This is a genomic window from Bacillus sp. FSL R5-0709, from assembly GCF_038004785.1.
In the GTDB taxonomy this organism is placed as follows: Bacteria; Bacillota; Bacilli; order Bacillales; family Bacillaceae_G; genus Bacillus_A; species Bacillus_A mycoides.
Genome location: NZ_JBBORT010000001.1, coordinates 32501 through 58685 on the forward strand (window position 1 = coordinate 32501; position 26185 = coordinate 58685).

At 36.4% G+C, this 26185-nt stretch carries 27 protein-coding genes and 2 rRNA genes (1 of these 29 only partly in view); 28 read left to right on the forward strand and 1 reads right to left on the reverse strand.

Annotation, left to right across the window (positions count from 1 at the left end; genetic code table 11):
- The 11 genes from MKX37_RS00165 to rsmI all read left to right on the forward strand — a co-directional run.
- A 23S ribosomal RNA gene (locus MKX37_RS00165) occupies positions 1-1097 on the forward strand (it extends 1825 nt beyond the left edge of the window).
- Between the two features lie 49 nt (positions 1098-1146).
- Positions 1147-1262: ribosomal RNA gene (rrf, locus tag MKX37_RS00170) — 5S ribosomal RNA — on the forward strand.
- A gap of 198 nt (positions 1263-1460) precedes the next feature.
- Positions 1461-1640 carry a sigma factor G inhibitor Gin gene (locus tag MKX37_RS00175; protein WP_002130199.1) on the forward strand — a complete coding sequence of 60 codons (180 nt, stop codon included), beginning with the start codon at positions 1461-1463 and terminating at the stop codon, positions 1638-1640.
- Between the two features lie 79 nt (positions 1641-1719).
- Positions 1720-3141, forward strand: coding sequence for an aminotransferase class I/II-fold pyridoxal phosphate-dependent enzyme (locus MKX37_RS00180; protein ID WP_002130200.1), 1422 nt, complete (start codon positions 1720-1722; stop codon positions 3139-3141).
- A 1-nt stretch (position 3142) separates the two neighbouring features.
- Complete coding sequence (gene tmk, locus MKX37_RS00185) at positions 3143-3769, forward strand: dTMP kinase (protein WP_002130202.1); 627 nt, start codon at positions 3143-3145, stop codon at positions 3767-3769.
- Positions 3770-3804: 35 nt separating this feature from the next.
- A complete protein-coding gene (gene holB, locus MKX37_RS00190) occupies positions 3805-4788 on the forward strand; it encodes a DNA polymerase III subunit delta' (RefSeq protein WP_002009636.1) in 984 nt (327 codons plus the stop codon).
- A gap of 5 nt (positions 4789-4793) precedes the next feature.
- Complete coding sequence (locus MKX37_RS00195; RefSeq protein WP_002009637.1) at positions 4794-5621, forward strand: PSP1 domain-containing protein; 828 nt, start codon at positions 4794-4796, stop codon at positions 5619-5621.
- Between the two features lie 14 nt (positions 5622-5635).
- Complete coding sequence (gene yabA, locus MKX37_RS00200) at positions 5636-5986, forward strand: DNA replication initiation control protein YabA (protein ID WP_002009639.1); 351 nt, start codon at positions 5636-5638, stop codon at positions 5984-5986.
- Positions 5987-6106: 120 nt separating this feature from the next.
- Positions 6107-6847 carry a tRNA1(Val) (adenine(37)-N6)-methyltransferase gene (locus tag MKX37_RS00205; protein ID WP_002130206.1) on the forward strand — a complete coding sequence of 247 codons (741 nt, stop codon included), beginning with the start codon at positions 6107-6109 and terminating at the stop codon, positions 6845-6847.
- Positions 6834-7124 carry a GIY-YIG nuclease family protein gene (locus MKX37_RS00210; protein WP_002130207.1) on the forward strand — a complete coding sequence of 97 codons (291 nt, stop codon included), beginning with the start codon at positions 6834-6836 and terminating at the stop codon, positions 7122-7124. Before MKX37_RS00205 ends, MKX37_RS00210 begins: the two co-directional genes overlap by 14 nt.
- Positions 7093-7968, forward strand: coding sequence for a 16S rRNA (cytidine(1402)-2'-O)-methyltransferase (rsmI, locus tag MKX37_RS00215; RefSeq protein WP_002130208.1), 876 nt, complete (start codon positions 7093-7095; stop codon positions 7966-7968). Before MKX37_RS00210 ends, rsmI begins: the two co-directional genes overlap by 32 nt.
- A gap of 20 nt (positions 7969-7988) precedes the next feature.
- Here the strand turns inward: rsmI and MKX37_RS00220 are convergent, their stop codons facing one another.
- Entirely contained in the window at positions 7989-8273 is a 285-nt protein-coding gene (locus MKX37_RS00220) for an AbrB/MazE/SpoVT family DNA-binding domain-containing protein (protein ID WP_000843037.1), read from the reverse strand.
- Between the two features lie 520 nt (positions 8274-8793).
- On the opposite strand from MKX37_RS00220, the gene metG reads away from it, so the two are divergent.
- From metG to spoVT, 17 genes are all read left to right on the forward strand, one after another.
- Positions 8794-10776 (forward strand): methionine--tRNA ligase, encoded by a 1983-nt coding sequence (gene metG, locus MKX37_RS00225; RefSeq protein ID WP_033728750.1) that lies wholly within the window; start codon positions 8794-8796, stop codon positions 10774-10776.
- A gap of 165 nt (positions 10777-10941) precedes the next feature.
- On the forward strand, positions 10942-11709 hold the full coding sequence (locus tag MKX37_RS00230) for a TatD family hydrolase (protein WP_078422375.1): 768 nt from the start codon (positions 10942-10944) through the stop codon (positions 11707-11709).
- A 260-nt stretch (positions 11710-11969) separates the two neighbouring features.
- Positions 11970-12527 carry a ribonuclease M5 gene (gene rnmV / locus MKX37_RS00235; RefSeq protein ID WP_002029323.1) on the forward strand — a complete coding sequence of 186 codons (558 nt, stop codon included), beginning with the start codon at positions 11970-11972 and terminating at the stop codon, positions 12525-12527.
- Positions 12524-13402, forward strand: a complete 879-nt coding sequence (rsmA, locus tag MKX37_RS00240) for a 16S rRNA (adenine(1518)-N(6)/adenine(1519)-N(6))-dimethyltransferase RsmA (protein ID WP_002091590.1) — start codon at positions 12524-12526, stop codon at positions 13400-13402. Before rnmV ends, rsmA begins: the two co-directional genes overlap by 4 nt.
- Before the next feature lie 117 nt (positions 13403-13519).
- Positions 13520-14383 (forward strand): sporulation peptidase YabG, encoded by an 864-nt coding sequence (gene yabG, locus MKX37_RS00245; protein ID WP_002009651.1) that lies wholly within the window; start codon positions 13520-13522, stop codon positions 14381-14383.
- A gap of 238 nt (positions 14384-14621) precedes the next feature.
- Positions 14622-14885 (forward strand): biofilm formation stimulator Veg, encoded by a 264-nt coding sequence (gene veg / locus MKX37_RS00250; RefSeq protein WP_002009653.1) that lies wholly within the window; start codon positions 14622-14624, stop codon positions 14883-14885.
- Between the two features lie 91 nt (positions 14886-14976).
- Positions 14977-15156 carry an acid-soluble spore protein SspF gene (gene sspF, locus MKX37_RS00255; RefSeq protein ID WP_002094215.1) on the forward strand — a complete coding sequence of 60 codons (180 nt, stop codon included), beginning with the start codon at positions 14977-14979 and terminating at the stop codon, positions 15154-15156.
- A gap of 196 nt (positions 15157-15352) precedes the next feature.
- Positions 15353-16222, forward strand: a complete 870-nt coding sequence (ispE, locus tag MKX37_RS00260; protein WP_078422376.1) for a 4-(cytidine 5'-diphospho)-2-C-methyl-D-erythritol kinase — start codon at positions 15353-15355, stop codon at positions 16220-16222.
- Positions 16223-16276: 54 nt separating this feature from the next.
- Positions 16277-17125 (forward strand): pur operon repressor, encoded by an 849-nt coding sequence (gene purR, locus MKX37_RS00265; protein ID WP_002091587.1) that lies wholly within the window; start codon positions 16277-16279, stop codon positions 17123-17125.
- A gap of 123 nt (positions 17126-17248) precedes the next feature.
- Positions 17249-17623, forward strand: coding sequence for a RidA family protein (locus tag MKX37_RS00270; RefSeq protein ID WP_000869819.1), 375 nt, complete (start codon positions 17249-17251; stop codon positions 17621-17623).
- Between the two features lie 152 nt (positions 17624-17775).
- Entirely contained in the window at positions 17776-18069 is a 294-nt protein-coding gene (spoVG, locus tag MKX37_RS00275) for a septation regulator SpoVG (RefSeq protein WP_000454042.1), read from the forward strand.
- A gap of 328 nt (positions 18070-18397) precedes the next feature.
- On the forward strand, positions 18398-19777 hold the full coding sequence (gene glmU / locus MKX37_RS00280) for a bifunctional UDP-N-acetylglucosamine diphosphorylase/glucosamine-1-phosphate N-acetyltransferase GlmU (RefSeq protein WP_002091584.1): 1380 nt from the start codon (positions 18398-18400) through the stop codon (positions 19775-19777).
- An 18-nt stretch (positions 19778-19795) separates the two neighbouring features.
- Complete coding sequence (locus MKX37_RS00285; RefSeq protein WP_002091580.1) at positions 19796-20749, forward strand: ribose-phosphate diphosphokinase; 954 nt, start codon at positions 19796-19798, stop codon at positions 20747-20749.
- 72 nt (positions 20750-20821) lie between these two features.
- Positions 20822-21382, forward strand: coding sequence for an aminoacyl-tRNA hydrolase (gene pth / locus MKX37_RS00290; RefSeq protein WP_087943057.1), 561 nt, complete (start codon positions 20822-20824; stop codon positions 21380-21382).
- A gap of 70 nt (positions 21383-21452) precedes the next feature.
- Positions 21453-21677, forward strand: a complete 225-nt coding sequence (locus MKX37_RS00295) for an anti-sigma-F factor Fin family protein (protein ID WP_002091576.1) — start codon at positions 21453-21455, stop codon at positions 21675-21677.
- Between the two features lie 105 nt (positions 21678-21782).
- A complete protein-coding gene (mfd, locus tag MKX37_RS00300) occupies positions 21783-25313 on the forward strand; it encodes a transcription-repair coupling factor (RefSeq protein WP_078422377.1) in 3531 nt (1176 codons plus the stop codon).
- Positions 25314-25448: 135 nt separating this feature from the next.
- Positions 25449-25985 carry a stage V sporulation protein T gene (gene spoVT, locus MKX37_RS00305; protein WP_002009670.1) on the forward strand — a complete coding sequence of 179 codons (537 nt, stop codon included), beginning with the start codon at positions 25449-25451 and terminating at the stop codon, positions 25983-25985.
- Positions 25986-26185 lie beyond the last annotated feature (200 nt).

Genomic DNA, 26185 nt, shown 5'->3' on the forward strand with positions numbered 1-26185 from the left:
AGCCGTAAGGCGAAGTATAGGGGCTGACACCTGCCCGGTGCTGGAAGGTTAAGGAGAGGGGTTAGCGTAAGCGAAGCTCTGAACTGAAGCCCCAGTAAACGGCGGCCGTAACTATAACGGTCCTAAGGTAGCGAAATTCCTTGTCGGGTAAGTTCCGACCCGCACGAAAGGTGTAACGATTTGGGCACTGTCTCAACCAGAGACTCGGTGAAATTATAGTACCTGTGAAGATGCAGGTTACCCGCGACAGGACGGAAAGACCCCGTGGAGCTTTACTGTAGCCTGATATTGAATTTTGGTACAGTTTGTACAGGATAGGCGGGAGCCATTGAAACCGGAGCGCTAGCTTCGGTGGAGGCGCTGGTGGGATACCGCCCTGACTGTATTGAAATTCTAACCTACGGGTCTCATCGACCCGGGAGACAGTGTCAGGTGGGCAGTTTGACTGGGGCGGTCGCCTCCTAAAGTGTAACGGAGGCGCCCAAAGGTTCCCTCAGAATGGTTGGAAATCATTCGTAGAGTGCAAAGGCATAAGGGAGCTTGACTGCGAGACCTACAAGTCGAGCAGGGACGAAAGTCGGGCTTAGTGATCCGGTGGTTCCGCATGGAAGGGCCATCGCTCAACGGATAAAAGCTACCCCGGGGATAACAGGCTTATCTCCCCCAAGAGTCCACATCGACGGGGAGGTTTGGCACCTCGATGTCGGCTCATCGCATCCTGGGGCTGTAGTCGGTCCCAAGGGTTGGGCTGTTCGCCCATTAAAGCGGTACGCGAGCTGGGTTCAGAACGTCGTGAGACAGTTCGGTCCCTATCCGTCGTGGGCGCAGGAAATTTGAGAGGAGCTGTCCTTAGTACGAGAGGACCGGGATGGACGCACCGCTGGTGTACCAGTTGTTCTGCCAAGGGCATAGCTGGGTAGCTATGTGCGGAAGGGATAAGTGCTGAAAGCATCTAAGCATGAAGCCCCCCTCAAGATGAGATTTCCCATAGCGTAAGCTAGTAAGATCCCTGAAAGATGATCAGGTTGATAGGTTCGAGGTGGAAGCATGGTGACATGTGGAGCTGACGAATACTAATAGATCGAGGACTTAACCATATAATATGAAGCAAATGTTATCTAGTTTTGAAGGAATATACCTTCATAGTTTGGTGATGATGGCAGAGAGGTCACACCCGTTCCCATACCGAACACGGAAGTTAAGCTCTCTAGCGCCGATGGTAGTTGGGACCTTGTCCCTGTGAGAGTAGGACGTCGCCAAGCAAGATAAAAACACAAGTCTTTTGACTTGTGTTTTTTTGTTTTTAAACAGTACATGAAAGAAGTAAAGAGAATACATAAGTAATACAAACACGTTGCCCAAGAATAAATCATATTATATAAAAAATTGATGTATATTTTCCGGAAATTTGTTAAGGAATAGAGGTATATAATATGTTTATTTAAAAAGGAGGAAAGATTATGAAATTACCAAGTGAAATTTGCATCGTTTGTGAGACAAAAAGAGGGGAAGGAATATATGTATATAATAATTTAATATGTTACGAGTGCGAAAGAAATCTGGTGAATACTGAGACAACTGACCCGAAGTATATACATTATTTAAAACAACTGCGAAAATTAGAAGTATCATATTTTTAAATAGGCATTATGCCTATTATTTTTTTTGCCCTAATATCTGTATAATAGATACAGAATGAATAATAAGGAAGAGATATATATGAATCAAAATCGTATGCCTTTATATGAGGCGCTAATGGAATTTAAAGAAAGGCGACTACTATCTTTTCATGTTCCGGGTCATAAGAATGGTTTAAACTTCCCTCAGAAAGCTTCAGGGGGGTTTAAGGACATATTATCAATTGATGTAACAGAGTTAACAGGATTAGATGATTTACATAGCCCGTTTGAATGTATAGATGAAGCACAGCAATTATTAGCTGAAGTATATGGCGTGCACAAAAGTTATTTTTTAATTAATGGTTCAACAGTTGGAAATTTAGCAATGATTTTGTCTTGCTGCGGCGAACATGATATTGTCCTCGTACAAAGAAATTGTCATAAATCGATCATTAATGGTTTGAAATTAGCAGGGGCTAATCCGGTCTTTTTAAATCCATGGATTGATGAAGTACATAACGTACCAGTAGGTGTTCATGATGAAATTATTAAGGAGGCAATTACAAAGTATCCAAATGCAAAAGCACTTATTTTAACACATCCTAATTACTATGGTATGGGAATTGATTTAGAGGCAAGTATCGCTTACGCACATGCACATAAAATTCCTGTTCTAGTAGATGAAGCCCATGGGGCGCATTTTTGTATAGGGGACCCCTTCCCGAAGTCAGCATTAGTTTATGGTGCGGATATTGTGGTTCATTCCGCACATAAAACATTACCTGCGATGACAATGGGATCTTATTTACATATAAATAGCCGTTTGGTGAGCGAAGAAAAAGTTTCCTCCTATTTAAGTATGCTACAATCTAGTAGCCCATCGTATCCAATTATGGCTTCTCTTGATATAGCACGTTTTGCAATAGCTGTTATAAAGGAAGAAGGTCATGATGAAATCGTTGAGTTTTTACGCCGATTTAAAGAAGGATTGCGATCTATCCCACAAATAGCTATTTTACAATATCCATCGCAAGATGAATTAAAAGTTACGGTGCAAACTCGCTGTCAGTTATCGGGGTATGAATTACAGTCTGTATTTGAAAAAGTCGGTATATATACGGAAATGGCAGATCCATATAACGTCCTATTTATATTACCGTTACAAGTAAATGAGGGGTATATGAAAGCTATAGAGATCATTCGATTAGCTATGCAGCAATATAAGGTAAAAGACAAGACAGCATCAATTCGTTATACTTATAAAGGGGAGATTTCCCCTTTACCGTATACGTATAAACAATTAGAGAGATATGAAACGAAGTTAGTATCTATAGAAGAAGCCGTTGGTATGATAGCTGCAGAAATGGTGATTCCGTATCCACCTGGAATTCCATTGATCATGTATGGAGAGAGAATTACTCAAGAACATACAAAGCAAATTACTCATTTAGAGAAAACAGGGGCTCGTTTTCAAGGTAGTACGAAATATATGAACGTGTATGATATAGAAAGTAGGTTTTAGGATGAAGGGATTATTTGTAACAATTGAAGGGCCAGAAGGTTCGGGTAAAACAACATTAATTAAAAGTTTATTACCATATTTTGAGCAAAAGGAACAAAAGGTAATGGCGACCAGAGAACCAGGTGGTATTGCAATTTCTGAAGATATTAGAACAATTTTACATAAAAAAGAGTATACGATGATGGAAGCACGTACAGAGGCGCTCTTATATGCTGCTGCACGTAGACAACATTTAGTGGAAAAAGTTATGCCAGCACTTGAGGAAAACTATCTTGTACTATGTGATCGTTTTATAGATAGCTCTTTAGCATATCAAGGATATGCAAGAGGCTTAGGTATGGATAAAGTATTTGAAATTAATCGTTTCGCAACGGAAGATTGTATGCCTAGTTTAACAATCTATTTAGATATTGAGCCAGAGGTAGGTTTAGCACGAATTGGAAAAGATGCAGGACGTGAAGTAAATCGACTAGATATGGAAGATATCTCTTTCCATAAACGTGTGCGTGAAGGGTATTTACAAGTTGTAGAGCGTTTCTCTAATCGCATTGTATTAGTAAATGCTGATCAACCAATGAAAAAACTTATAGAAGAAGTTGTTCAGATTATAGAAGATAAATTGTTATAATAGAAGGAAAGAATGAAATAAGTGAGGTATGCAGTATGATAAATACGTGGGAGCAGCTTTCTGCTATACAGCCCATCGGTGTCAAAATGTTGATGAATAGCATTGCAAAAGAGCGTATATCCCACGCTTACTTGTTAGAGGGAGGGAAAGGGACTGGGAAGTTCGCCACAGCAATTCAAATGGCAAAAAGTTTTCTCTGTTCACAAAGAAATGGTGTAGAGCCTTGTCATGTATGTACGAATTGTCGCCGAATTGATTCAGGTAACTACCCAAACTTACATATTGTAAAACCAGATGGATTATCTATTAAAAAACAGCAAATTCATGATTTACAAGAAGAGTTTTCAAAAACAGGATTAGAAGCAAATAAAAAAGTATATATTATTGAGCATGCAGATCGTATGACAGCAAATGCAGCGAATACGCTCTTAAAGTTTTTAGAAGAACCAAGTAGTGATACAACAGCTATTTTACTTACTGAACAAAGTCATCAGATTTTAAATACAATCTTATCTCGTTGTCAAGTTGTTACGTTTAGGCCGTTGCCTACAGAATCTTTAATTAAGAGGTTAGAGGAAGAAGGTATTACAGTTTCTTTATCTACACTTGCTGCGCAGCTTACAAATAGTTTTGAAGAAGCTTTATTAATGTGTAATGATGAATGGTTTGCACAAGCGAGAGCTTTAGTGATAAAATTATGTGAAGCGCTCGAAAAAGATAAGGCCTCTATTTTTTTTGTACAAGAAAAATGGGGGAAGCACTTTGGAGAGAAAGAACAATTACAGCAAGGCTTAGATATGTTACTCCTTATTTATAAGGATTTATTATATGTTCAACTTGGAGAAGAAGATCGTCTTGTTTTTCATGAGCAGAAAGAGATGTTTGAATCCTTTTCTTATGCTCAGAAGCGCATTGTATCAGCTCTCTTTAATATATTGGAGGCAAAAAATAGAATCAACGCTAATGTAAATGCGCAGCTTGTGTTCGAACAGTTAGTGTTGCGGTTGCAGGAGGGATGACCGTTTTGTATGATGTAGTAGGTGTTCGCTTTAAGAAGGCCGGAAAGGTATATTACTTTGATCCAAATCAGTTCGATATCTCAGAAAATGAGTTTGTAATTGTAGAAACGGTAAGAGGTATTGAGTATGGAAAAGTAGTTATTACCAAAAAGCAAGTTGATGAAAATGACGTTGTATTACCGCTAAAAAAAGTTATTCGTATTGCAAATGAAAATGATCGTACCATTGTTGAAGAGAATAGGCATGCTGCGAAAGAAGCATATCAAGTTTGTCAACAAAAGGTAGGAGAACATAATCTTGATATGAAGCTTGTAGATGTAGAGTATACGTTCGATCGTAATAAGATTATTTTTTACTTTACTGCGGATGGTCGGATTGATTTCCGGGAACTAGTGAAAGACTTAGCGGCAATTTTTAGGACAAGAATTGAGCTGAGACAGATCGGCGTTCGTGACGAAGCAAAAATGCTTGGTGGTATTGGTCCATGTGGTCGTATGCTTTGTTGTTCTACTTTTTTAGGAGATTTTGAACCTGTATCCATTAAAATGGCAAAAGATCAAAATTTATCATTAAATCCTGCAAAAATCTCTGGTTTATGTGGTCGCTTAATGTGTTGCTTAAAATATGAGAATGATGAATATGAGGCAGCAAAGGAACAACTTCCTGATTTAGATCAACGTATACAAACACCGCACGGTACTGGCCGTGTTATCGGATTAAATATTTTAGAAAGATTAATTCAAGTGGAACTAGTAGACAAGGAACGGATAGTAGAATATACGTTAGATGAATTAATGAATAAAGGGGTCGTTTCGAGTCAAACCACAGATTAATGAGGTGGGTGCTTGTGGAGAAAAAGGATATTTTTGCATCGGTTTCTAGTATGGAAGAGCAAATTGGACATTTATACAAACAGTTGGGAGAATTAAAACAACATCTTGCAGAATTATTGGAAGAAAACCAACATATAAAAATGGAAAATGAAAATTTGCGACATCGTTTTGAAGAAGTGCAGAACAAGGAAAAACAAAAAACTCAAAAACGCAAAGAAATGAAGGCGAAGACAGATATTGGTGAAGGCTACGATAATCTAGCGAGACTATATCAAGAAGGTTTTCATATTTGCAATCTACATTATGGAAGTGTACGTAAAGAGGGAGATTGTTTATTCTGTCTGTCATTTTTAAATAAAAAGTGAGATTACCTTTCCAATATAATTGGAAAGGTAATTTTTTATACATGAGAGTAGAATGAAATTTATTTTTACATTAATAGAAGATGAAATAGGGTAGGTTAAGTGTAAGAAAGGGAGCAATATATGAATTTATATGAAGATGAGCGTTTAGATTACTTATTAGCGCAAGATATGAAGATTGTACAAAGTCCATCAGTATTTAATTTTTCTTTGGATGCTGTTTTACTTGCAGATTTTGCTTGGGTGCCAATTCAAAAAGGTAATTTACTTGATTTGTGTACAGGTAATGCAGTTATCCCTCTTTTATTAAGTACAAGGACAAAAGGGAAAATTACAGGTGTAGAAATTCAAGAGCGCTTATATGATATGGGAATAAGAAGTGTTCAATACAATAATTTAGTAGAAAGAATTCATTTAATCCATGGAGATTTGAAAGATATGCCGGAGAAACTTGGACGTCATCAATATGATGTTGTAACATGTAATCCTCCTTATTTTCAAACACCACAAACTTCTGAGAAGAATATGAATGAACATTTAGCGATAGCTCGTCATGAAATTATGTGCACACTAGAAGATGTTGTATACGCAAGTAGTCAGCTAGTGAAACAGGGTGGGAAAGTAGCATTTGTACATCGTCCAGGTCGTTTGCTCGACATCGTCACATTAATGCGTAAATACAAAATTGAACCGAAACGTGTGCGATTTGTTTATCCTAAGGCTGGTAAAGAAGCGAATACATTGTTAATTGAAGGAATTAAGGATGGGAATGCAGATTTAAAAATCTTACCACCTCTTTTTGTATATGAAGAAAACAATGAATATACAAAGGAGCTTCGTTCAATTTTATATGGAGAAGAATAAGCATTGTTTTTATGTGGTGGAGTGTTCTGATGGAAGTTATTATGCTGGATACACGAATCATATAGAAAAACGGATTCAGACCCATAATAGTGGAAAAGGTGCTAGATATACACGCGCTAGACTTCCAGTTGTTTTAAAATATGTAGAGGATCACGAGGATAAACGAACGGCTATGCAAGCTGAGTATCACTTTAAGCAGTTAACGAGGAAAAAAAAAGAAGAATATATGCAAAAAGGAGAACGCTATGTGGCAGCAAAAAAGCTTTCAGCAAAATGAAAAGGGAGTTTTATATTTAGTACCGACTCCAATCGGAAATTTAGAGGATATGACATTTCGTGCAATCCGAATTTTAAAAGAGGCAGACATTATTGCAGCGGAAGATACAAGGCAAACGAAGAAACTTTGTAATTACTTTGAAATTGAAACACCAGTTATGAGTTATCATGAGCATAATAAAGGAGTAAGTGGACGGAAAATTTTAGATAAGTTAGAAGAAGGTAAGACTGTAGCCATTGTGAGCGATGCTGGTATGCCATGTATTTCAGATCCTGGTTATGATATCGTTGTAGAGGCTGTAGCAGAACAATATCATGTTATCCCGCTTCCTGGGGCAAATGCAGCCCTTACAGCATTGATTGCATCAGGACTTGAGACAAAACATTTTTATTTCTATGGTTTCCTGCAAAGAAATAAAAAGGGACGTAAGCTTGAATTAGAAAAACTACGCTATATTCCAACTACAATGATGTTTTATGAGGCGCCACATCGTTTAGATGATACTTTAATCTCTATGCAAGAAGTATTAGGAAATAGGGAAATCGTATTATGTCGTGAGCTAACGAAAAAATTTGAAGAGTTTATTCGTGGAACAATTGAAGAAGCGATTGAGTGGACGAAGCAAAATGAAGTTCGTGGTGAGTTTTGTATTTTAGTAGCAGGTTCAACAGAAGAACCTACTCCAGAAGAACAATGGTGGGAAGCTATTTCAGTATATAATCATATTGAACATTATATAAATGAAAAAGGTATGAATTCAAAAGAAGCGATAAAAATAGTCGCTAAAGACCGAGATTTGTCGAAACGCGACGTATATCAAATCTATCATGTGGATAAAAAATAAGCTTCTCATAATTGAGAAGCTTATTTTGCTGTTTCGATATAATCTTGAAGTTCGTTTAAGACTTGTTCAGCGCCTTCTTTACTTAAGATAATTTTACCTTCAGCTAAAGATAGGTTACCATCAGATACTTCACCAGTTACTTGGCAAGTCATGTTTGGTTTATATTTCTTTAAGATGATTTTTTCATCATCAACGTAGATTTCAAGAGCATCCTTTTCTGCAATACCTAAAGTACGGCGTAATTCGATTGGAATTACTACACGACCTAATTCATCAACTTTACGAACGATACCAGTAGATTTCATAATTCTTTTCCTCCTAAATAAATAGTTTATAAGTTTCGAGTCTATTTTTTTGATTCGTCATTTTTCGACAAAATACCCTATGGACATATGATACCAATCATTTACATTTCCGTCAATTATTAAATTCTATATTTTTAAAAAAGATTTATAGATTTTTATACTTCTTATATATGATAGAATGTAAGTCATTTCTACAATTGTTTTGTATTATTTTTTGTAATGTTTATACTTTTCGGGAAATATATTGTATATTTTTTTTGAATATGAGTAATAGATGATAAAGATATCGAGCATTAACTCGTTTTTATCCCGCATTAACGAGCAGTAAGACCCCCACTTCAAAATTTAGCCGGAGCAAAGAAGTTAAGTGGGAGTCGGGCTGCTCGTAAAAGCCCGATTGGTGTGGGCTAATAATCCATGGGGGATGAACCCTCTCCACGGATTAAAGTTTCACTTTATATATGAGTTTTTGATATACTGTTTATAAATACATATGAGGTTATTCGGGAGGTCCAAAACGATGAAAGAGGAAAATAAGTCCTTTTATATTACTACCCCAATTTATTATCCAAGTGGAAAGTTACACATTGGACATGCTTATACGACAGTAGCAGGAGATGCGATGGCACGATATAAGCGTATGCAAGGATACAATGTTCATTATTTAACAGGAACTGATGAGCATGGACAGAAGATCCAAAAGAAAGCAGAAGAACTAAATGTTACACCACAGGCATATGTGGATAACATTGTATCAGGGATTAAAGAACTTTGGGAGAAGATGGATATCTCTTATGATGATTTTATTCGTACAACTGAAGATCGTCATAAAGATGTTGTTGAGAAAATCTTCAAGCAGCTAGTAGATCAAGGCGATATTTATCTTGATGAATATGAAGGTTGGTATTCTGTACAAGATGAAACATTCTATACAGCGCATCAATTAGTAGATCCAATTATGGAAGGTGACAAAGTAGTTGGTGGAAAAAGCCCAGATAGTGGTCACGCTGTAGAACTTGTTCGTGAAGAGTCTTATTTCTTTAGAATGGGTAAATATGTAGACCGACTATTAAAGTTCTATGAAGATAACCCACATTTCATTCAGCCGGAGTCCCGTAAAAATGAAATGATTAATAACTTCATTAAACCAGGATTAGAAGATTTAGCTGTTTCTCGTACTTCATTTGACTGGGGAGTTCGTGTTCCAGGTAACCCAAAACACGTTATTTACGTATGGGTAGATGCGTTGTCTAATTACATTACTGCATTAGGATATGGAACAGAAAATGAAGAGAAGTATAAAAAATTCTGGCCAGCAGATGTCCATTTAGTTGGGAAAGAAATCGTTCGTTTCCACACAATTTATTGGCCAATTATTTTAATGGCTTTAGATTTACCACTTCCGAAGAAAGTCTTTGCTCATGGCTGGATTTTAATGAAGGATGGAAAAATGAGTAAGTCAAAAGGAAACGTAGTAGATCCAGTTACACTAATTGATCGTTACGGATTAGATGCATTGCGTTACTACTTACTTCGCGAAGTTCCATTTGGATCTGATGGAGTATTCACACCAGAAGGATTTGTTGAACGAATCAACTTTGATTTAGCGAATGATTTAGGTAACTTATTAAATCGTACAGTAGCTATGATTGATAAATACTTTAACGGGGAAATCCCTGCATTTAAAGCAAATGTAACTGAGTTCGATGAAACGTTAGTGGCATTTGCCAAAGATACATTGAAAAAAGTAGAAGAGGCAATGGAGAATATGGAATTCTCTGTAGCGCTAAGTTCCATTTGGCAATTAGTTAGCCGTACGAACAAATATATTGATGAAACGCAGCCGTGGGTATTAGCGAAGGATGAGAATGATCGCGAAAAACTTGCGTCTGTAATGGCCCACTTAGCTGAGGTACTTCGTCAAACAGGTATTATGCTTATGCCATTCCTAACAGTAGCACCAAGTAAGATGTTTGCTCAACTTGGACTTACTGAAGAGGCGCATAAATCTTGGGAAAGCCTATCTACAATTGGATGTATTCCAGCTGGAACAAAAGTAGAAAAAGGAAACCCAATCTTCCCTCGTTTGGAAATGGAAGTAGAAGTGGGGTATATTAAAGAACAAATGCAAGGTTCTGCTCCTAAAGTAGAAGAGAAAAAAGCAGAAGAACCAAAGGCAGAAGAAATTACAATTGATGATTTCTTTAAAGTAGAATTACGAGTAGCTGAAGTAATATCCGCTGAACCTGTGAAAAAAGCAGATAAGTTGTTAAAAATTCAGCTTGATTTAGGTACAGAGAAGCGCCAAGTGGTTTCTGGGATTGCTAAATTCTATTCCCCAGAAGAACTAAAAGGTAAAAAGGTTATTTGTGTAACGAATTTAAAACCTGTAAAATTACGTGGTGAATTATCACAAGGTATGATTTTAGCAGGTGAAGAGAATGGCGTATTGTCATTAGCATCAATTGACCAGAATTTACCAAATGGTACAAAAATCAAGTAATTGAGACAAGAAAAGAGATGTTTCACGTGTAACATTGGTGAAGCATCTTTTTTCTTTTTACATTCCGTTTTTTGCATTAAAATTGAAGTATTGTTATCGTTAAGTTAGAAAGAGTGTAGTTTTTCTATGAGAGAATTGATTTCAATATAAAAGGAGTTATTTATTATGTTGTTTGATACACATTCACATTTAAATGCAGAGCAATTTGAAGAAGATTTACAAGAAGTTATCGCGAGAATGAAAGAAGCGGGAGTTACATATACAGTTGTTGTTGGATTTGATGAAGTAACGATAAAGAAAGCAATTGAATTAGCAGAGGCTTATGATTTTATTTACGCTGCAGTTGGATGGCATCCTGTTGATGCAATCGATATGAAAGAAGAACATTTAGCTTGGTTAGAAGAATTAGCGGCTCATCCTAAAGTAGTTGCAATTGGGGAAATGGGATTAGATTATCACTGGGATAAGTCTCCAAAAGAAATACAGAAGGAAGTATTCCGTAAACAAATTGCATTAGCGAAAAAGGTGAAATTACCGATTATTATACATAACCGCGATGCAACTCAAGATATTGTTGATATCCTAGAGGAAGAGAATGCAGCTGAAGTAGGGGGCATTATGCATTGCTTTAGCGGTAGTGTAGAAGTAGCGCAGCGATGTGTCGATATGAACTTTTTAATTTCATTAGGTGGGCCAATAACATTTAAAAATGCCAAGAAACCGAAAGAAGTTGCTATGGAGATTCCGTTAGAAAAATTATTGATAGAGACAGATTGCCCGTATTTAACACCACACCCATTTCGAGGGAAACGAAATGAACCTAGTTATGTAAAACTGGTAGCAGAAGAAATTGCGAATTTAAAAGGAATTTCTTATGACGAAGTAGCGCAAGTAACAACAAAGAATGCCAAATCCTTATTTGGTGTTGAATAAAAAAGAATGGGGAGTCCCATTCTTTTTTTGTTTTTTGAGAAGAGAGATAGTAGAAGTGATAAGAACCCACTATTTACTCATAACATAAGTGTAGAAATATTGCGGATAAATTAAGATGGAGATAGAAGTGTTACAATAAGGATAGTGAACAAAGATTTTTCTCTTCTACTTTTTAAAATGTACGATTGGGAAAATAATAATGGAAAAGTCGTCATTTTTTTGTTTTACTAAGTAGAGATGAAAAGAGTGTGGAGGCAAGCATGAAAATTAAAGAGATTATCGTTGTAGAAGGTAAAGATGATACAGTTGCGATTAAACGTGCTGTTGATGCGGATACAATCGAAACGAACGGTTCAGCAATCGGTGATCACGTTATTGAGCAAGTTAAATTAGCGCAGCAAAAACGAGGCGTTATTATTTTCACAGATCCGGATTATCCTGGAGAGCGTATTCGAAAAATTATTTCTGACAAGGTTCCTGGATGTAAGCATGCTTTTTTAACGAAGGAAGAAGCACTTGCTAAAAGGAAAAAAGGTGTTGGAATCGAACATGCTTCTAATGAGTCGATTCGCCGTGCTTTAGAGAATATACATGAAGAAATGGAAGCTTACACAAGTGAAATTAGTTGGAGTGATCTAGTCGATGCGGGCTTAGTGGGCGGAGAAATGGCAAAGAGTCGCAGAGAAAGAGTGGGTAAGCTATTAAAGATTGGTTATACAAACGCAAAACAGTTACATAAACGTTTACAAATGTTTCAGGTTTCAAAGGAATCATTTGCAGAAGCTTATAAGCAAGTAATACAGGAGGAAAAAAAATGAAGGATATCGCAACACCAAATCGTACGAAAGACATTGTTGAAAAGTATGGATTTTCATTCAAAAAAAGTTTAGGACAAAATTTTTTAATTGATACGAATGTATTAAATCGTATCGTTGATCACGCAGAAATCGGTTCAGAAAGTGGCGCAATTGAAATTGGACCAGGTATCGGTGCGTTAACAGAGCAATTGGCAAAGCGTGCTAAAAAAGTAGTGGCTTTTGAAATTGATCAGAGATTATTACCAATTTTAGACGAGACGTTAGCTCCATATAGCAACGTTACAGTTATAAATAAAGATGTACTAAAAGCAGATGTACATGAAGTGTTTAGTGAGCAATTTGAAGAAGGACAAGATGTAATGGTAGTAGCTAACTTACCATACTATATTACAACGCCAATTTTATTTAAATTGCTCGAAGAAAAGTTACCGGTTCGTGGATTTGTTGTTATGATGCAAAAAGAAGTTGGGGATCGTTTAGCTGCTAAACCAGGAACGAAAGAGTATGGTTCTTTATCAATTGCCATTCAGTATTATACAGAGGTAGAAACAGTTATGACTGTACCGCGTACAGTGTTTGTACCACAACCAAATGTTGATTCTGCGATTATCCGTCTTCTAAAGCGTCCTAAACCAGTTGTAGAAGTGACAGATGAAACTTTCTTCTTTGAAGTAGTACGAGCAAGTTTCGCACAGCGTCGTAAAACTTTAATGAATAATTTATCAAATAATTTAAATGGTTTCCCGAAAGATAAAGAGCTGTTGGATCGAATTTTGACAGAAGTAGGAATTGATCCGAAGCGAAGAGGCGAAACGCTATCTATCGAAGAGTTTGCAACATTAAGTAATGCATTAATTCTTCATAAATTGTCATAAGAATATGAAAGGGACAGTTCAACTTGAGCTGTCCCTTTTGTCACCTTTCCTTTCCTAAATTCATACTTTAAAAACAGGTAAGATGGCCTAACGAGTTTGGAGTTTGGAGGTAGGAGAATGGATTTACATGTTGGAGAATTAGTTGAACGATATTCTCATAATAGGGATATTCTTTTTCGTATTATAGAAATAAAAGGCGATATGGCAATATTATTTGGAGAGGAAATTAGACTTGTGGCGGATGCACCACTTGCAGATTTAGTTAGTATAGATCAACGAGAACATAAAAATAGAGTGAAGCGTGAAAAAGAAACGATGGAGCGTACTTACCGGTTGTTTCAGCAAGATTACGTGTTGATGAAACAAAGACATGAACATAATTCAACTGGTGGATATACAAGTGAAGTGAATTATTTTCAAATGCCAGGACGTGTGTTGCATATAGATGGAGATCCTTTATATTTGCGCAAGTGCTTAGATTTATATAATAAAATAGGCGTTCCTGTTCAAGGTATTCATTGTAAGGAAACGGAGATGCATGAAAAGGTAGTAGACTTAATAGATCATTTTCGCCCAGACATTTTAGTTATTACAGGACATGATGCATATACAAAGTCAAAAGGAGTTATGGGAGATTTAGCAGCATATAGACATTCTAGACATTTTGTACAGGCCGTTCGAGAAGTGCGGAAAAAGTATCCATCGTTAGATCAACTCGTTATTTTTGCTGGGGCTTGTCAATCACACTTTGAGGCGTTGATTCGGGCAGGTGCTAATTTTGCTAGTTCACCGTCTAGAATTAATATTCATGCTCTAGATCCTGTATATGTAGTTGGCAAAATTAGTTTCACTTCATTTATGGAAAGAGTAAATGTATGGGACGTTGTGCGTAATACAATTACTGGCGAAAAGGGACTAGGCGGAATTGAAACAAGAGGGATTTTACGAACAGGATTGCCCTTTCAACATTATGACGAATGAGCAAGGTACATACGTATCTTGCTTTTTTATGTGGAAATGATTTAAATGAGTCTGGATAAAAAGCGGCAAGAACGTGCAGACTATACAATGATACTTTTAGAATATAGTATTTCTTCTATCTATTTGAACGCATGATGCTTTTATAATGATATTGTCTGTGAATTGCGGTTAATAATTGGGATAGATATATCGTGTTTTAAGTGTTCAATCTAAATTACAGCGAGGTGTAGCAAAGTATATGTCAAAACGTTTAGATGAAATTAAAAGCGAATTAGATCACCATCTTGGACAGCGACTTATGTTAAAGGCAAATAGTGGGAGAAGAAAAACTGTGGAGCAATCAGGTGTACTTGCAGAAACGTATCGTTCTGTGTTTGTTGTACAATTAGACCAGCAAGAAGATGCATTGCAACGTGTATCTTATAGTTATGCAGATGTTTTAACAGAGACAGTAGAGCTAACATTTTACGATGAATCTCAAAATGAAGTATTTTATAATTAATGTATTTTTCGTTACATATATTCCCATAAATGAAAAGCTATATTATTTTGCATACTAATTATACCGTAGCAAAATAAGGAGGGACTCTGCATTGAGTAGACGAAGAGGAGTCATGTCAAATCAATTTAAAGAAGAGCTTGCAAAAGAGCTTGGCTTTTATGATGTTGTTCAGAAAGAAGGATGGGGCGGAATTCGTGCGAAAGATGCTGGTAATATGGTGAAACGTGCTATAGAAATTGCAGAACAGCAATTAATGAAACGAAACCAGTAGTTGTAAGATACTTTCTATGCTACGGTAGCCGAGGAGAGATTCCTCGGCTTTTTGCACGCTAAAAGGTGCCGTCATTTGACATAAGTAGTTTCATTCTGAATGCTTTTCGATATAATTAGGGAAGTGTCATCGTCTTACTATAAATTTATGGTAAAATAAACGATAAAAGATTGAGTACATAGAGTGGGTGAATAGATTGAAGCTACTAGTGAAAGCACCAGCAAAGATTAATCTGTCGTTAGATGTACTGGGAAAAAGACAAGATGGATATCATGAAGTGAAAATGATTATGACAACAATCGACTTGGCAGATCGTTTAGAGCTAACGGAATTAGCAGAAGACCGTATTGAAATTTTGTCCCATAATCGGTATGTCCCAGACGACCAACGCAATTTAGCTTATCAAGCAGCGAAATTATTAAAAGTGAAGTTTAATGTAAAAAAAGGTGTGTCTATTACTATTGAAAAAACGATTCCAGTAGCCGCTGGATTAGCAGGTGGAAGTAGTGATGCAGCAGCGACATTACGTGGCCTTAATAAGTTATGGAGTTTAGGGCTAACAATCGATGAATTAGCAAAGCTTGGCGCAGAAATTGGGTCAGATGTATCGTTCTGTGTATATGGTGGAACTGCTATTGCCACTGGAAGAGGAGAAGAAATTGAACATATAAAGACTCCGCCTTCTTGTTGGGTTGTTTTAGCAAAGCCCCACATTGGTGTATCTACTGCTGACGTGTACGGAAATTTAAAATTAAATCGTGTTACTCATCCAAATGTAGATAAAATGGTTGAAGTCATTAACCATGGCGATTATAAAGGAATTTGTGATACTGTTGGTAACGTTTTAGAAGATGTGACGTTTGCGATGCATCCCGAGGTTGCACGTATTAAATCACAGATGAAACGCTTTGGAGCAGATGCCGTATTAATGAGTGGAAGTGGCCCAACTGTATTTGGTCTTGTACACCATGATTCGCGAATGCACCGCATATATAACGGGTTAAAAGGATTTTGCGAGCAAGTATATGCAGTGCGTTTATTAGGAGAGCGAGAAACGCTTGAATAAAGACGTATAATACGTTATGATTTGTTTAGAATATTCGTGATTTGAGGTGAGAGTATGAAAATTAGACGAAGTACAAGATTGGTCGATCTGACGTATTACTTGTTACAAAATCCTCGTCAGCTAGTTTCTCTCACTTTTTTTGCTGAAAGGTATCAATCGGCTAAATCTTCCATTAGTGAAGATTTAGTTATTATTAAGCAAACGTTTGAACAACAAGGTGTCGGCACATTGCAAACGGTACCAGGAGCAGCAGGAGGAGTGAAATATATTCCTTATATAAGTGAAGAAGAGGCAAATCTGATTATTAACGAGCTTTGTAGCTTATTTGAAAACCCAGACCGTATTTTGCCTGGCGGTTACTTATATATGACGGATCTTTTAAGTAATCCTCGCCAGATTAATGGCGCAGGTCGTTTATTTGCTTCTGTTTTTGCTAGGCAACCAATTGATGCGGTTATGACGGTAGCGACAAAAGGAATTCCGCTTGCTTATGCAGTAGCGAACTACTTAGATGTACCGGTAGTAATTGCGAGAAAAGATAATAAGGTAACAGAAGGACCCACTGTTAGTATTAACTATGTATCAGGTTCCTCTAAGCGAATCCAAACGATGACTTTAGCAAAGCGTAGCCTTCCAGAAGGGTCCAATGTTTTAATTATTGATGACTTTATGAAAGCTGGCGGAACCATTCAAGGTATGATGAGCATGCTAGAAGAGTTTAAAGCTAATGTTGTTGGGATTGGCGTATTAGTAGAGTCTACGGATATTGAAGAAAGACTTATTAATAACTTTGTATCATTAATTCGTCTGTCAGAAGTTGATGTGAAAGAAAAAGCGATTCAAGTGGAAAAGGGGAATTATGCACTTGCACCATTTGATAAAGGGCTTGTAGAGGCTGAGTAAAAAGGTAAAGCAGATAGCTTTACCTTTTTTTATTCCTATTTATAAATTACAAAATAGATGGACAAACTGCCTTTGGTACACTATTTTTAAAGAGTAAAAATAAATAATAAAAGGGTGAAAAGTATGAAAGTTGTTCAAACAAGCAAAGCACCACAGGCAATCGGACCATATTCACAAGGGATTATTGTAAATAATATGTTCTATAGTTCAGGACAAATTCCGTTAACGGCAAGTGGAGAACTTGTAACAGGAGATGTAACAGTACAAACAGAGCAAGTATTTGAAAATTTACAAGCGGTATTAGCAGAAGCAGGTGCTTCATTTGATACAGTGGTAAAAACAACAGTATTCTTGAAGGATATGGATGATTTTAATGCTGTTAATGAAGTATACGGTTCTTATTTCTCTACTCATAAACCAGCGCGTTCTTGTGTACAAGTAGCAAAATTACCGAAAGATGTTTCTGTTGAAATCGAAGTAATTGCCCTAGTTAAGTAACTCTTTGTAAGCGATAACCTCTACTAATCCTTATATTCAACTACAATAAAAATTTTTATCTTAAAAATTTTTAAAAAATTAAAGGGAAAATAGAAATTTTGTGGAATTTATACAAATATATCGCTTATTTAGAAAAGGGTGGTGAACACAAGATGGAAGTGACTGACGTAAGATTACGCCGCGTAAACACAGAAGGCCGCATGAGAGCAATTGCCTCTATTACTCTAGACCATGAATTTGTTGTTCATGATATTCGTGTAATTGATGGTAATAATGGATTATTTGTAGCAATGCCAAGTAAACGTACTCCAGATGGAGAATTCCGTGACATTGCACATCCAATTAATTCTAATACACGCTCTAAAATTCAAGATGCGGTTTTAACAGAGTATCATCGTTTAGGCGAGTTAGAAGAGGTTGAGTTTGAAGAAGCAGGCGCTTCGTAAAATTCGAATGAAAAGGGCTTTTGAAAGAAAGTCTTATAATTTTGTAGCAAACTCCTGTAAGCATTTACAGGAGTTTGTTTTTTTTTTTTTGAATAATACACGTTTCTAATTATAAAAATTCATATTTTGAAAAAATAAAGATGAAAAACTTCTAATTTTTTCAAAATCATTTAAAATAGTATAGCTTATTCCTTAAAAAAGATACTAAAGAGTAAAACATCTTATAAGAATTATGGTAAAATTTAATAGTTATAATGTGTTTCTTGAAATATATGATGATTTAGGATAATATCGTTAATGGATAAATAGGTTGCGATGGAGGGTCTATATGTCAAACAGATTTGCAGTGATTCTAGCTGCAGGTAAAGGCACACGTATGAAGTCCAAGCTATACAAAGTGCTGCATCCTGTATGTGGAAAACCAATGGTACAACATGTAGTCAATGAAGTATCTCAATTAGGATTGCAGAAACTTGTAACAGTCGTTGGACATGGTGCTGAAAAGGTACAAGAACAGCTAGGAAACGTAAGTGAGTTTGCATTACAAGCAGAACAACTTGGTACAGCTCATGCTGTCGATCAAGCTGCAAGTGTACTTGCAAATGAAGAGGGAACAACTTTAGTTATTTGTGGTGATACACCTCTAATAACTGCTGAAACGATGGAAGCATTGCTTCAGCAACACGAAGAAGCGGGAGCAATGGCGACGGTACTAACAGCGTACATAGAAGAGCCTGCTGGATATGGCCGTATCGTTCGTAATGAGAATGGTCATGTTGAAAAGATTGTTGAGCATAAGGATGCGAATGAAAAAGAATTAGCTATTAAAGAAATCAATACAGGTACGTATTGTTTTGATAATAAAGCTTTATTTGCTTCACTTTCTAAAGTTTCAAATGATAATGTACAGGGCGAATATTACCTTCCGGACGTTATTGAAATTTTAAAAAATGAAGGTCATATTGTATCAGCTTATCAAACAGAGCACTTCGATGAAACGTTAGGTGTTAACGACAGAGTCGCTCTATCGCAAGCGGAAATTATTATGAAAAATCGTATCAACAGAAAGAACATGGTAAATGGTGTTACAATTATTGATCCAAGTAACACATACATTTCTGCGGATGCAATTATTGGTAGTGATACAGTTCTTCACCCAGGAACGGTTATTGAGGGGAACACTGTAATTGGTTCTGATTGTGAAATTGGACCGCATACAGTAATTCGCGATAGTGAAATTGGAGATCGTACGGTAATTCGTCAATCTACTGTACATGACAGCAAACTTGGTACAGAAGTATCAGTTGGTCCATTTGCACATATTCGCCCAGATTCAGTTATTGGAGATGAAGTGCGCGTTGGAAACTTCGTAGAAATCAAAAAAACTGTTTTTGGTAATAGAAGTAAAGCTTCACACTTAAGTTATATCGGGGATGCACAAGTTGGAGAAGACGTGAATCTTGGTTGTGGTTCAATTACGGTGAACTACGACGGCAAGAATAAATTTAAAACTGTAATTGGTAACGGGGTATTTATTGGATGTAATTCAAACCTTGTTGCTCCTGTAACAGTTGAAGATGGTGCTTATGTGGCGGCAGGCTCTACAATAACAGAGAATGTTCCATCAAAAGCATTATCAGTAGCACGTGCACGTCAAGTTAACAAAGAAGACTATGTTGATCAATTGCTGAATAAGAAAAAATCATAATGTGGAGGGTTAATCTAGATGTCGACTCAATATCTAAATTCTAATTTGAAAGTATTCTCTTTAAACTCTAATAAGGAACTTGCTGAGCAAATCGCAAAGCATATTGGAGTAGGACTAGGAAAATGTTCTGTTGATCGTTTTAGTGATGGAGAAGTTCAAATTAACATTGAAGAAAGTATCCGTGGTTGCGATGTATTCATTATTCAATCTACAAGCTTCCCAGTAAACGAACATATCATGGAATTACTTATTATGATTGATGCATTAAAACGTGCATCTGCAAAAACAATTAATATTGTTATTCCTTACTATGGTTATGCGCGTCAAGACCGTAAAGCGCGTTCTCGTGAACCAATTACATCGAAACTTGTAGCAAACTTGCTTGAAACAGCAGGTGCAACTCGTGTAATCACTCTAGATTTACATGCTCCGCAAATTCAAGGATTCTTTGATATCCCGATCGACCACTTAATGGGTGTACCGATTCTTTCAGACTACTTTGAAGCAAAAGGCCTTAAAGATATCGTAATCGTATCTCCTGATCACGGTGGTGTAACGCGCGCTAGAAAAATGGCGGATCGCCTAAAAGCGCCAATCGCTATTATTGATAAGCGTCGTCCTCGTCCGAATGTATCTGAGGTAATGAACATTATCGGTAACATCGAAGGCAAAACAGCAATTTTAATTGATGACATTATTGATACAGCTGGTACAATTACATTAGCGGCAAACGCTCTTGTTGAGAACGGTGCTTCTGAAGTATATGCTTGCTGTACACACCCAGTATTATCTGGTCCAGCAATTGAGCGTATTCAAAATTCGAATATTAAAGAGTTAGTTGTAACGAACTCTATCGTATTACCAGAAGAGAAGAAAATTGATAAAGTACATGAACTTTCAGTTGCTCCATTAATCGGAGAAGCAATCATTCGTGTATACGAAGAAGAATCTGTAAGTGTATTATTCAATTAATTGGATAGAATGAGACGTAACCAAGCTTGGTTACGTCTTTTCGTATCGAAAAAAGAAAGTAGTGGTACAAGAATGAAATTAATAGTAGGACTTGGGAACCCAGGTAGAGAATATGAATTAACAAGGCATAATATTGGATTTATGGCAATCGATGAACTTGCAAAACGTTGGAGTATTTCTTTGAATGAACAAAAGTTTAAAGGGGTATTTGGCGCAGGTTTTGTTAATGGGGAAAAAGTAATCTTACTAAAGCCACTTACATATATGAATTTATCTGGGGAAAGTATCCGTCCACTCATGGATTATTATAAAATTGATGTCGAGGACTTCATTGTTATGTACGATGATTTAGATATTCCTGTAGGTAAATTACGCCTTCGCATGAAAGGTAGTGCGGGTGGACATAATGGTGTGAAATCAACAATTTCACATTTAGGAACACAAGAATTTCAACGTATCCGCATGGGAATCGATCGTCCGAAAAATGGGATAAAAGTAGTGGATTACGTATTAGGACGTTTTACATCTGAAGAAATATCTGGCGTTAATCAATCCATTGAAAATGCAGCAGATGCATGTGAGGAATGGTTAAATAAACCTTTTCTCCAAATCATGAATACTTTTAATAGTTAAGCGCACAATCTGGAATATTTTATTTTGTTTTATCCCATACTAGTAGCAATTGGATATTTAGGAGGCTAGTATGGAAGGTTATTATTACTGTAGACATTGTGGAAGTAATGTGGGCTCCATTATCGCAGAAAAAGTATATAGCGACGTTTTGTTTCAACTAACAGAGCAAGAAGTAGTGGATATGATTCATTTTCATGAGAATGGAAATATATATATAAAAACGATTTGTGAATCGTGTCAAGAAACGCTCGCATCTTATCCTGAGTATTATGAATATGAAAAATTTCTGCAATAAAATGTTGTCGCTTTGGCATGTCCAAAGCATTTTTCTGTTTTCTTTTTCCAAAATATTTGCATAAAATATAGTAACTTGCTCTTTATGTTGAGAGGAGTTTTGAAAATGATAGGTTTATTAGAGCAATTTTATAAAAATGAAGAAATAAAATCGGTTATTAATGGGCTAGAAGATGGGTTGAAAGAACAACTTGTATCGGGTATGGCAACATCCTCTCGTTCATTATTAATGGCAGCTTTATATAAAAAGACAAAGCAATCACAACTTATCGTGACGCACAATTTATACCAAGCACAAAAAGTACATGAAGATTTAGTGGCGTTACTTGGTGAAAAAGATGTTTGGCTATATCCGGTAAATGAATTGATAGCATCGGAGGTTGGTGTTGCAAGTCCAGAATTGAAGGCACAGCGTATTGAAGTGTTAAATCGCTTAGCTGCAGGAGAGAATGGGATTATTGTAGCGCCAGTTGCAGGGCTGCGTAGGTTTTTACCAATAAAAGAATTATGGAAGCAAAGGCAAATTGAAATCAATCTAGGGCAAGAGATTGATTTAGATGCACTCTTGCATACTTTACATCATATTGGCTACGAGCGTAAGTCAATGGTAGAAGCTCCAGGAGAGTTCAGTTTACGCGGGGGAATATTAGATATTTACCCATTAACGGAAGAATTACCGTTTCGTATTGAATTCTTCGATACAGAAGTCGATTCTATTCGATTGTTTGATGTGGATGAACAGCGTTCTCAAGATAAAAAGGAAAGTGTTAAGTTCGGTCCAGCAACAGAGTTTTTATTTTCACAGGAAGAATTGAAATCGGGAATTAAGCATCTTGAAGAAGGTTTGACTAAGACGATGCAAAAGCTTTCCGATGATAAATTAAAGACTACTGTGCTTGAGACGGTTAGTCATGAAATTGAAATGTTGAAAAACGGGCAGAGTATAGAACAAATGTTTAAATATTTATCTATTTTCTATAAAGAACCTGCTAGTCTGATAGATTATTTACCAGAAAATGGTGTTGTGATTTTAGATGAGATTTCCCGTATTCAAGAAACAGCATCACATCTTGAAACAGAAGAAGCGGAATGGTATATCTCACTTCTTGGCGAAGGAACAATTATTCAGGATTTATCTTTCTCCCACTCGTTTGAGGAGTTTCTTCATAATAAAAAAAGAAGTTTTGTATATTTAACGTTATTCTTACGCCATATAGCACACACACATCCTCAAAATATTGTAAATGTGACATGTAAAACGATGCAAGATTTCCACGGACAGATGCATTTGTTAAAAACTGAAATTGATAGATGGAATGAAGGTAATTTTACGACCGTTGTGCTTGGAACAGATGATGAACGTGTAAAAAAACTACAACATATTTTAAGTGATTATGATATTGATGCAGACATTGTAGAGGCGACAGATATCTTATTGCCTGGAAGGTTACAAATTGCTGTAGGTGATTTACATGCAGGCTTTGAAATGCCGATGCAAAAGTTTGTTGTCATTACTGAAAAGGAGCTTTTTCATAAGAAGGTTAAAAAATCACAACGTAAGCAAAAGTTATCTAACGCTGAACGTATTAAAAGTTATTCGGAATTAAAAGTTGGAGACCATGTAGTTCATGTAAATCATGGTATAGGTAAATTTTTAGGTATTGAGACATTAGAGATTAATGGTGTTCATAAAGATTATTTAAATATTAAATATCAAGGTAATGATAAGTTATACGTTCCAATTGAACAAATTGATCAAGTGCAAAAATACGTAGGGTCTGAAGGTAAGGAACCAAAAGTTTATAAATTAGGCGGAAATGATTGGAAGAAGGTCAAAACGAAAGTTGAAAAATCTGTACAAGACATTGCAGATGACCTAATTAAATTATATGCCGAGCGTGAAGCTTCGAAAGGTTATGCATATACACCAGATACGGCAGAGCAACAAGAGTTTGAATCTTTATTCCCATATCAAGAGACAGAGGATCAATTACGTTCTATTGAAGAGATTAAGAAAGATATGGAACGCGGACGTCCGATGGATAGGCTTCTTTGTGGTGACGTAGGATATGGAAAGACGGAAGTAGCTATTCGTGCGGCATTTAAAGCAATTATGGATGAAAAACAAGTTGCGATTTTAGTACCAACAACAATCCTTGCACAACAACACTATGAAACAATTCGAGAGCGTTTTCAAGATTACCCGATTAATATAGGGTTACTAAGTAGATTCCGCACACGAAAACAACAAAATGAAACGATTAAAGGTTTAAAAGATGGAACGGTGGATATTGTAATCGGAACGCATCGTATTTTATCTAAAGATGTTACTTATAAAGATTTAGGACTTCTTATTATTGATGAAGAACAAAGATTCGGCGTTACACATAAAGAAAAAATTAAACAATTGAAAGCAAATGTTGACGTGTTAACATTAACGGCAACTCCGATTCCACGTACACTTCATATGTCTATGCTTGGTGTGCGCGATTTATCTGTTATTGAGACACCACCAGAGAATCGTTTCCCAGTACAAACATATGTAGTAGAGTATAATCCAGCGTTAATGCGAGAAGCGATAGAGCGAGAGTTAGCAAGAGGCGGTCAAATTTACTTCCTATATAACCGTGTGGAGGATATTGAAAGAAAAGCAGATGAAATTTCGATGTTAGTTCCAGATGCTCGTGTAACATACGCACATGGGAAAATGAATGAAGGTGAATTAGAGTCTGTTATGCTATCGTTTTTAGAAGGGCAGCATGATGTTCTTGTAAGTACAACAATTATTGAGACGGGTGTAGATATTCCGAATGTAAATACATTAATTGTATTTGATGCAGATCGTATGGGACTATCGCAGTTGTATCAGCTTCGTGGTCGTGTTGGGCGTTCTAATCGCGTCGCGTATGCATACTTTGCATACAAACGTGATAAAGTGTTATCGGAAGTTGCAGAGAGGCGTCTGCAAGCAATTAAAGAGTTTACAGAGCTTGGATCTGGTTTCAAAATTGCGATGAGAGACTTATCAATTCGTGGTGCGGGTAATTTGTTAGGGGCAGAACAACATGGATTTATTGATTCTGTCGGATTTGATCTATATTCTCAAATGTTAAAAGATGCAATTGAGCAACGTAGAGGAACAGACGGAGTTGAAAATACCGTTAATGTTGAAATTGATTTAGAAGTAGATGCGTATTTACCGGATGCGTACATTTCAGATAGTAAACAAAAAATTATGATGTATAAACAATTTAGAGGTATTTCTGCAATTGAAGATATTGAAGAGTTGCAGGAAGAGATGATCGACAGATTTGGTGATTATCCACAAGAAGTTGGTTATTTATTACAAATTGCAAACATTAAAGTGTTGGCGATGAAAGAAAAAATTGAGTTAATTAAGCAAAATAAATTTGAAGTAACATTCCTGTTTTCTGAACAAGCGAGCCAAAATATAGATGGTGGAAAATTATTCATGCTAGGAAGTAGTTTTGGCCGTATGATCGGTCTTGGTATGGAGGGGTCACAATTGAAAATTGTGATGAAAACGAATGGATTAGAGACGTCGAAATGGTTAACAATTGCTGAAAATTTATTAAAAGGCTTGCCAGATGTAAAAAAAGAAGTAATAAATGCCTAATATAAGATAAAAAATACAATTCGACGTGCATAGAAGAACTAATGTGTAAAATACTATGTTTAATAGTTGGTGATTTTTACATGAACAGGTAAATTCACCACTTTGATCATCAGTAGAAAGTGAGGCAGCATTAGAATGAAAGCAACTGGAATCGTACGTCGAATTGATGATTTAGGCAGGGTAGTAATTCCGAAGGAAATTCGTAGAACTTTACGTATTCGTGAGGGAGATCCACTAGAAATATTTGTTGATCGCGATGGAGAAGTGATTTTGAAAAAATATTCTCCAATTAGTGAACTAGGTAATTTTGCAAAGGAATATACGGAAGCTTTATACGATAGCTTAGGACATAATGTGCTTGTATGCGATCGTGATTCTATTATCGCAGTAGCAGGCGCATCTAAAAAAGAATACTTAAATAAAAGTGTTGGCGATTTAATTGAGAAGACAATGGAAGAGCGTAAGTCTGTAATTATGACAGATGAAAGCGAAATTTCAATTATTGATGGAGTAACAGAAAAAGTGAGCTCTTATACAATTGGCTCGATTATTGCAAATGGAGATCCAATCGGAGCTGTCGTTATCTTCTCTAAAGAGGCTATTATAAGTGAAGTAGAGCATAAATCAGTAAATACAGCTGCAAGCTTTTTAGCGAAACAAATGGAGCAGTAGCGAAGTGTAATTTCTATAAGTAGCAATCTTTCCTAATTATGATATTTCTATTTGAGAAATTAACTATTTGGAGATATAAGTATATTGAACGAAGGTAGCGCTTTGCTACCTTTTTTCATTGAATATTTTTGCTGTTGAAAGAAGTCAGTGAATGTAAGGAATATGAAGGAGAGCCAGTTTTTCTTTGTGATATAATACGA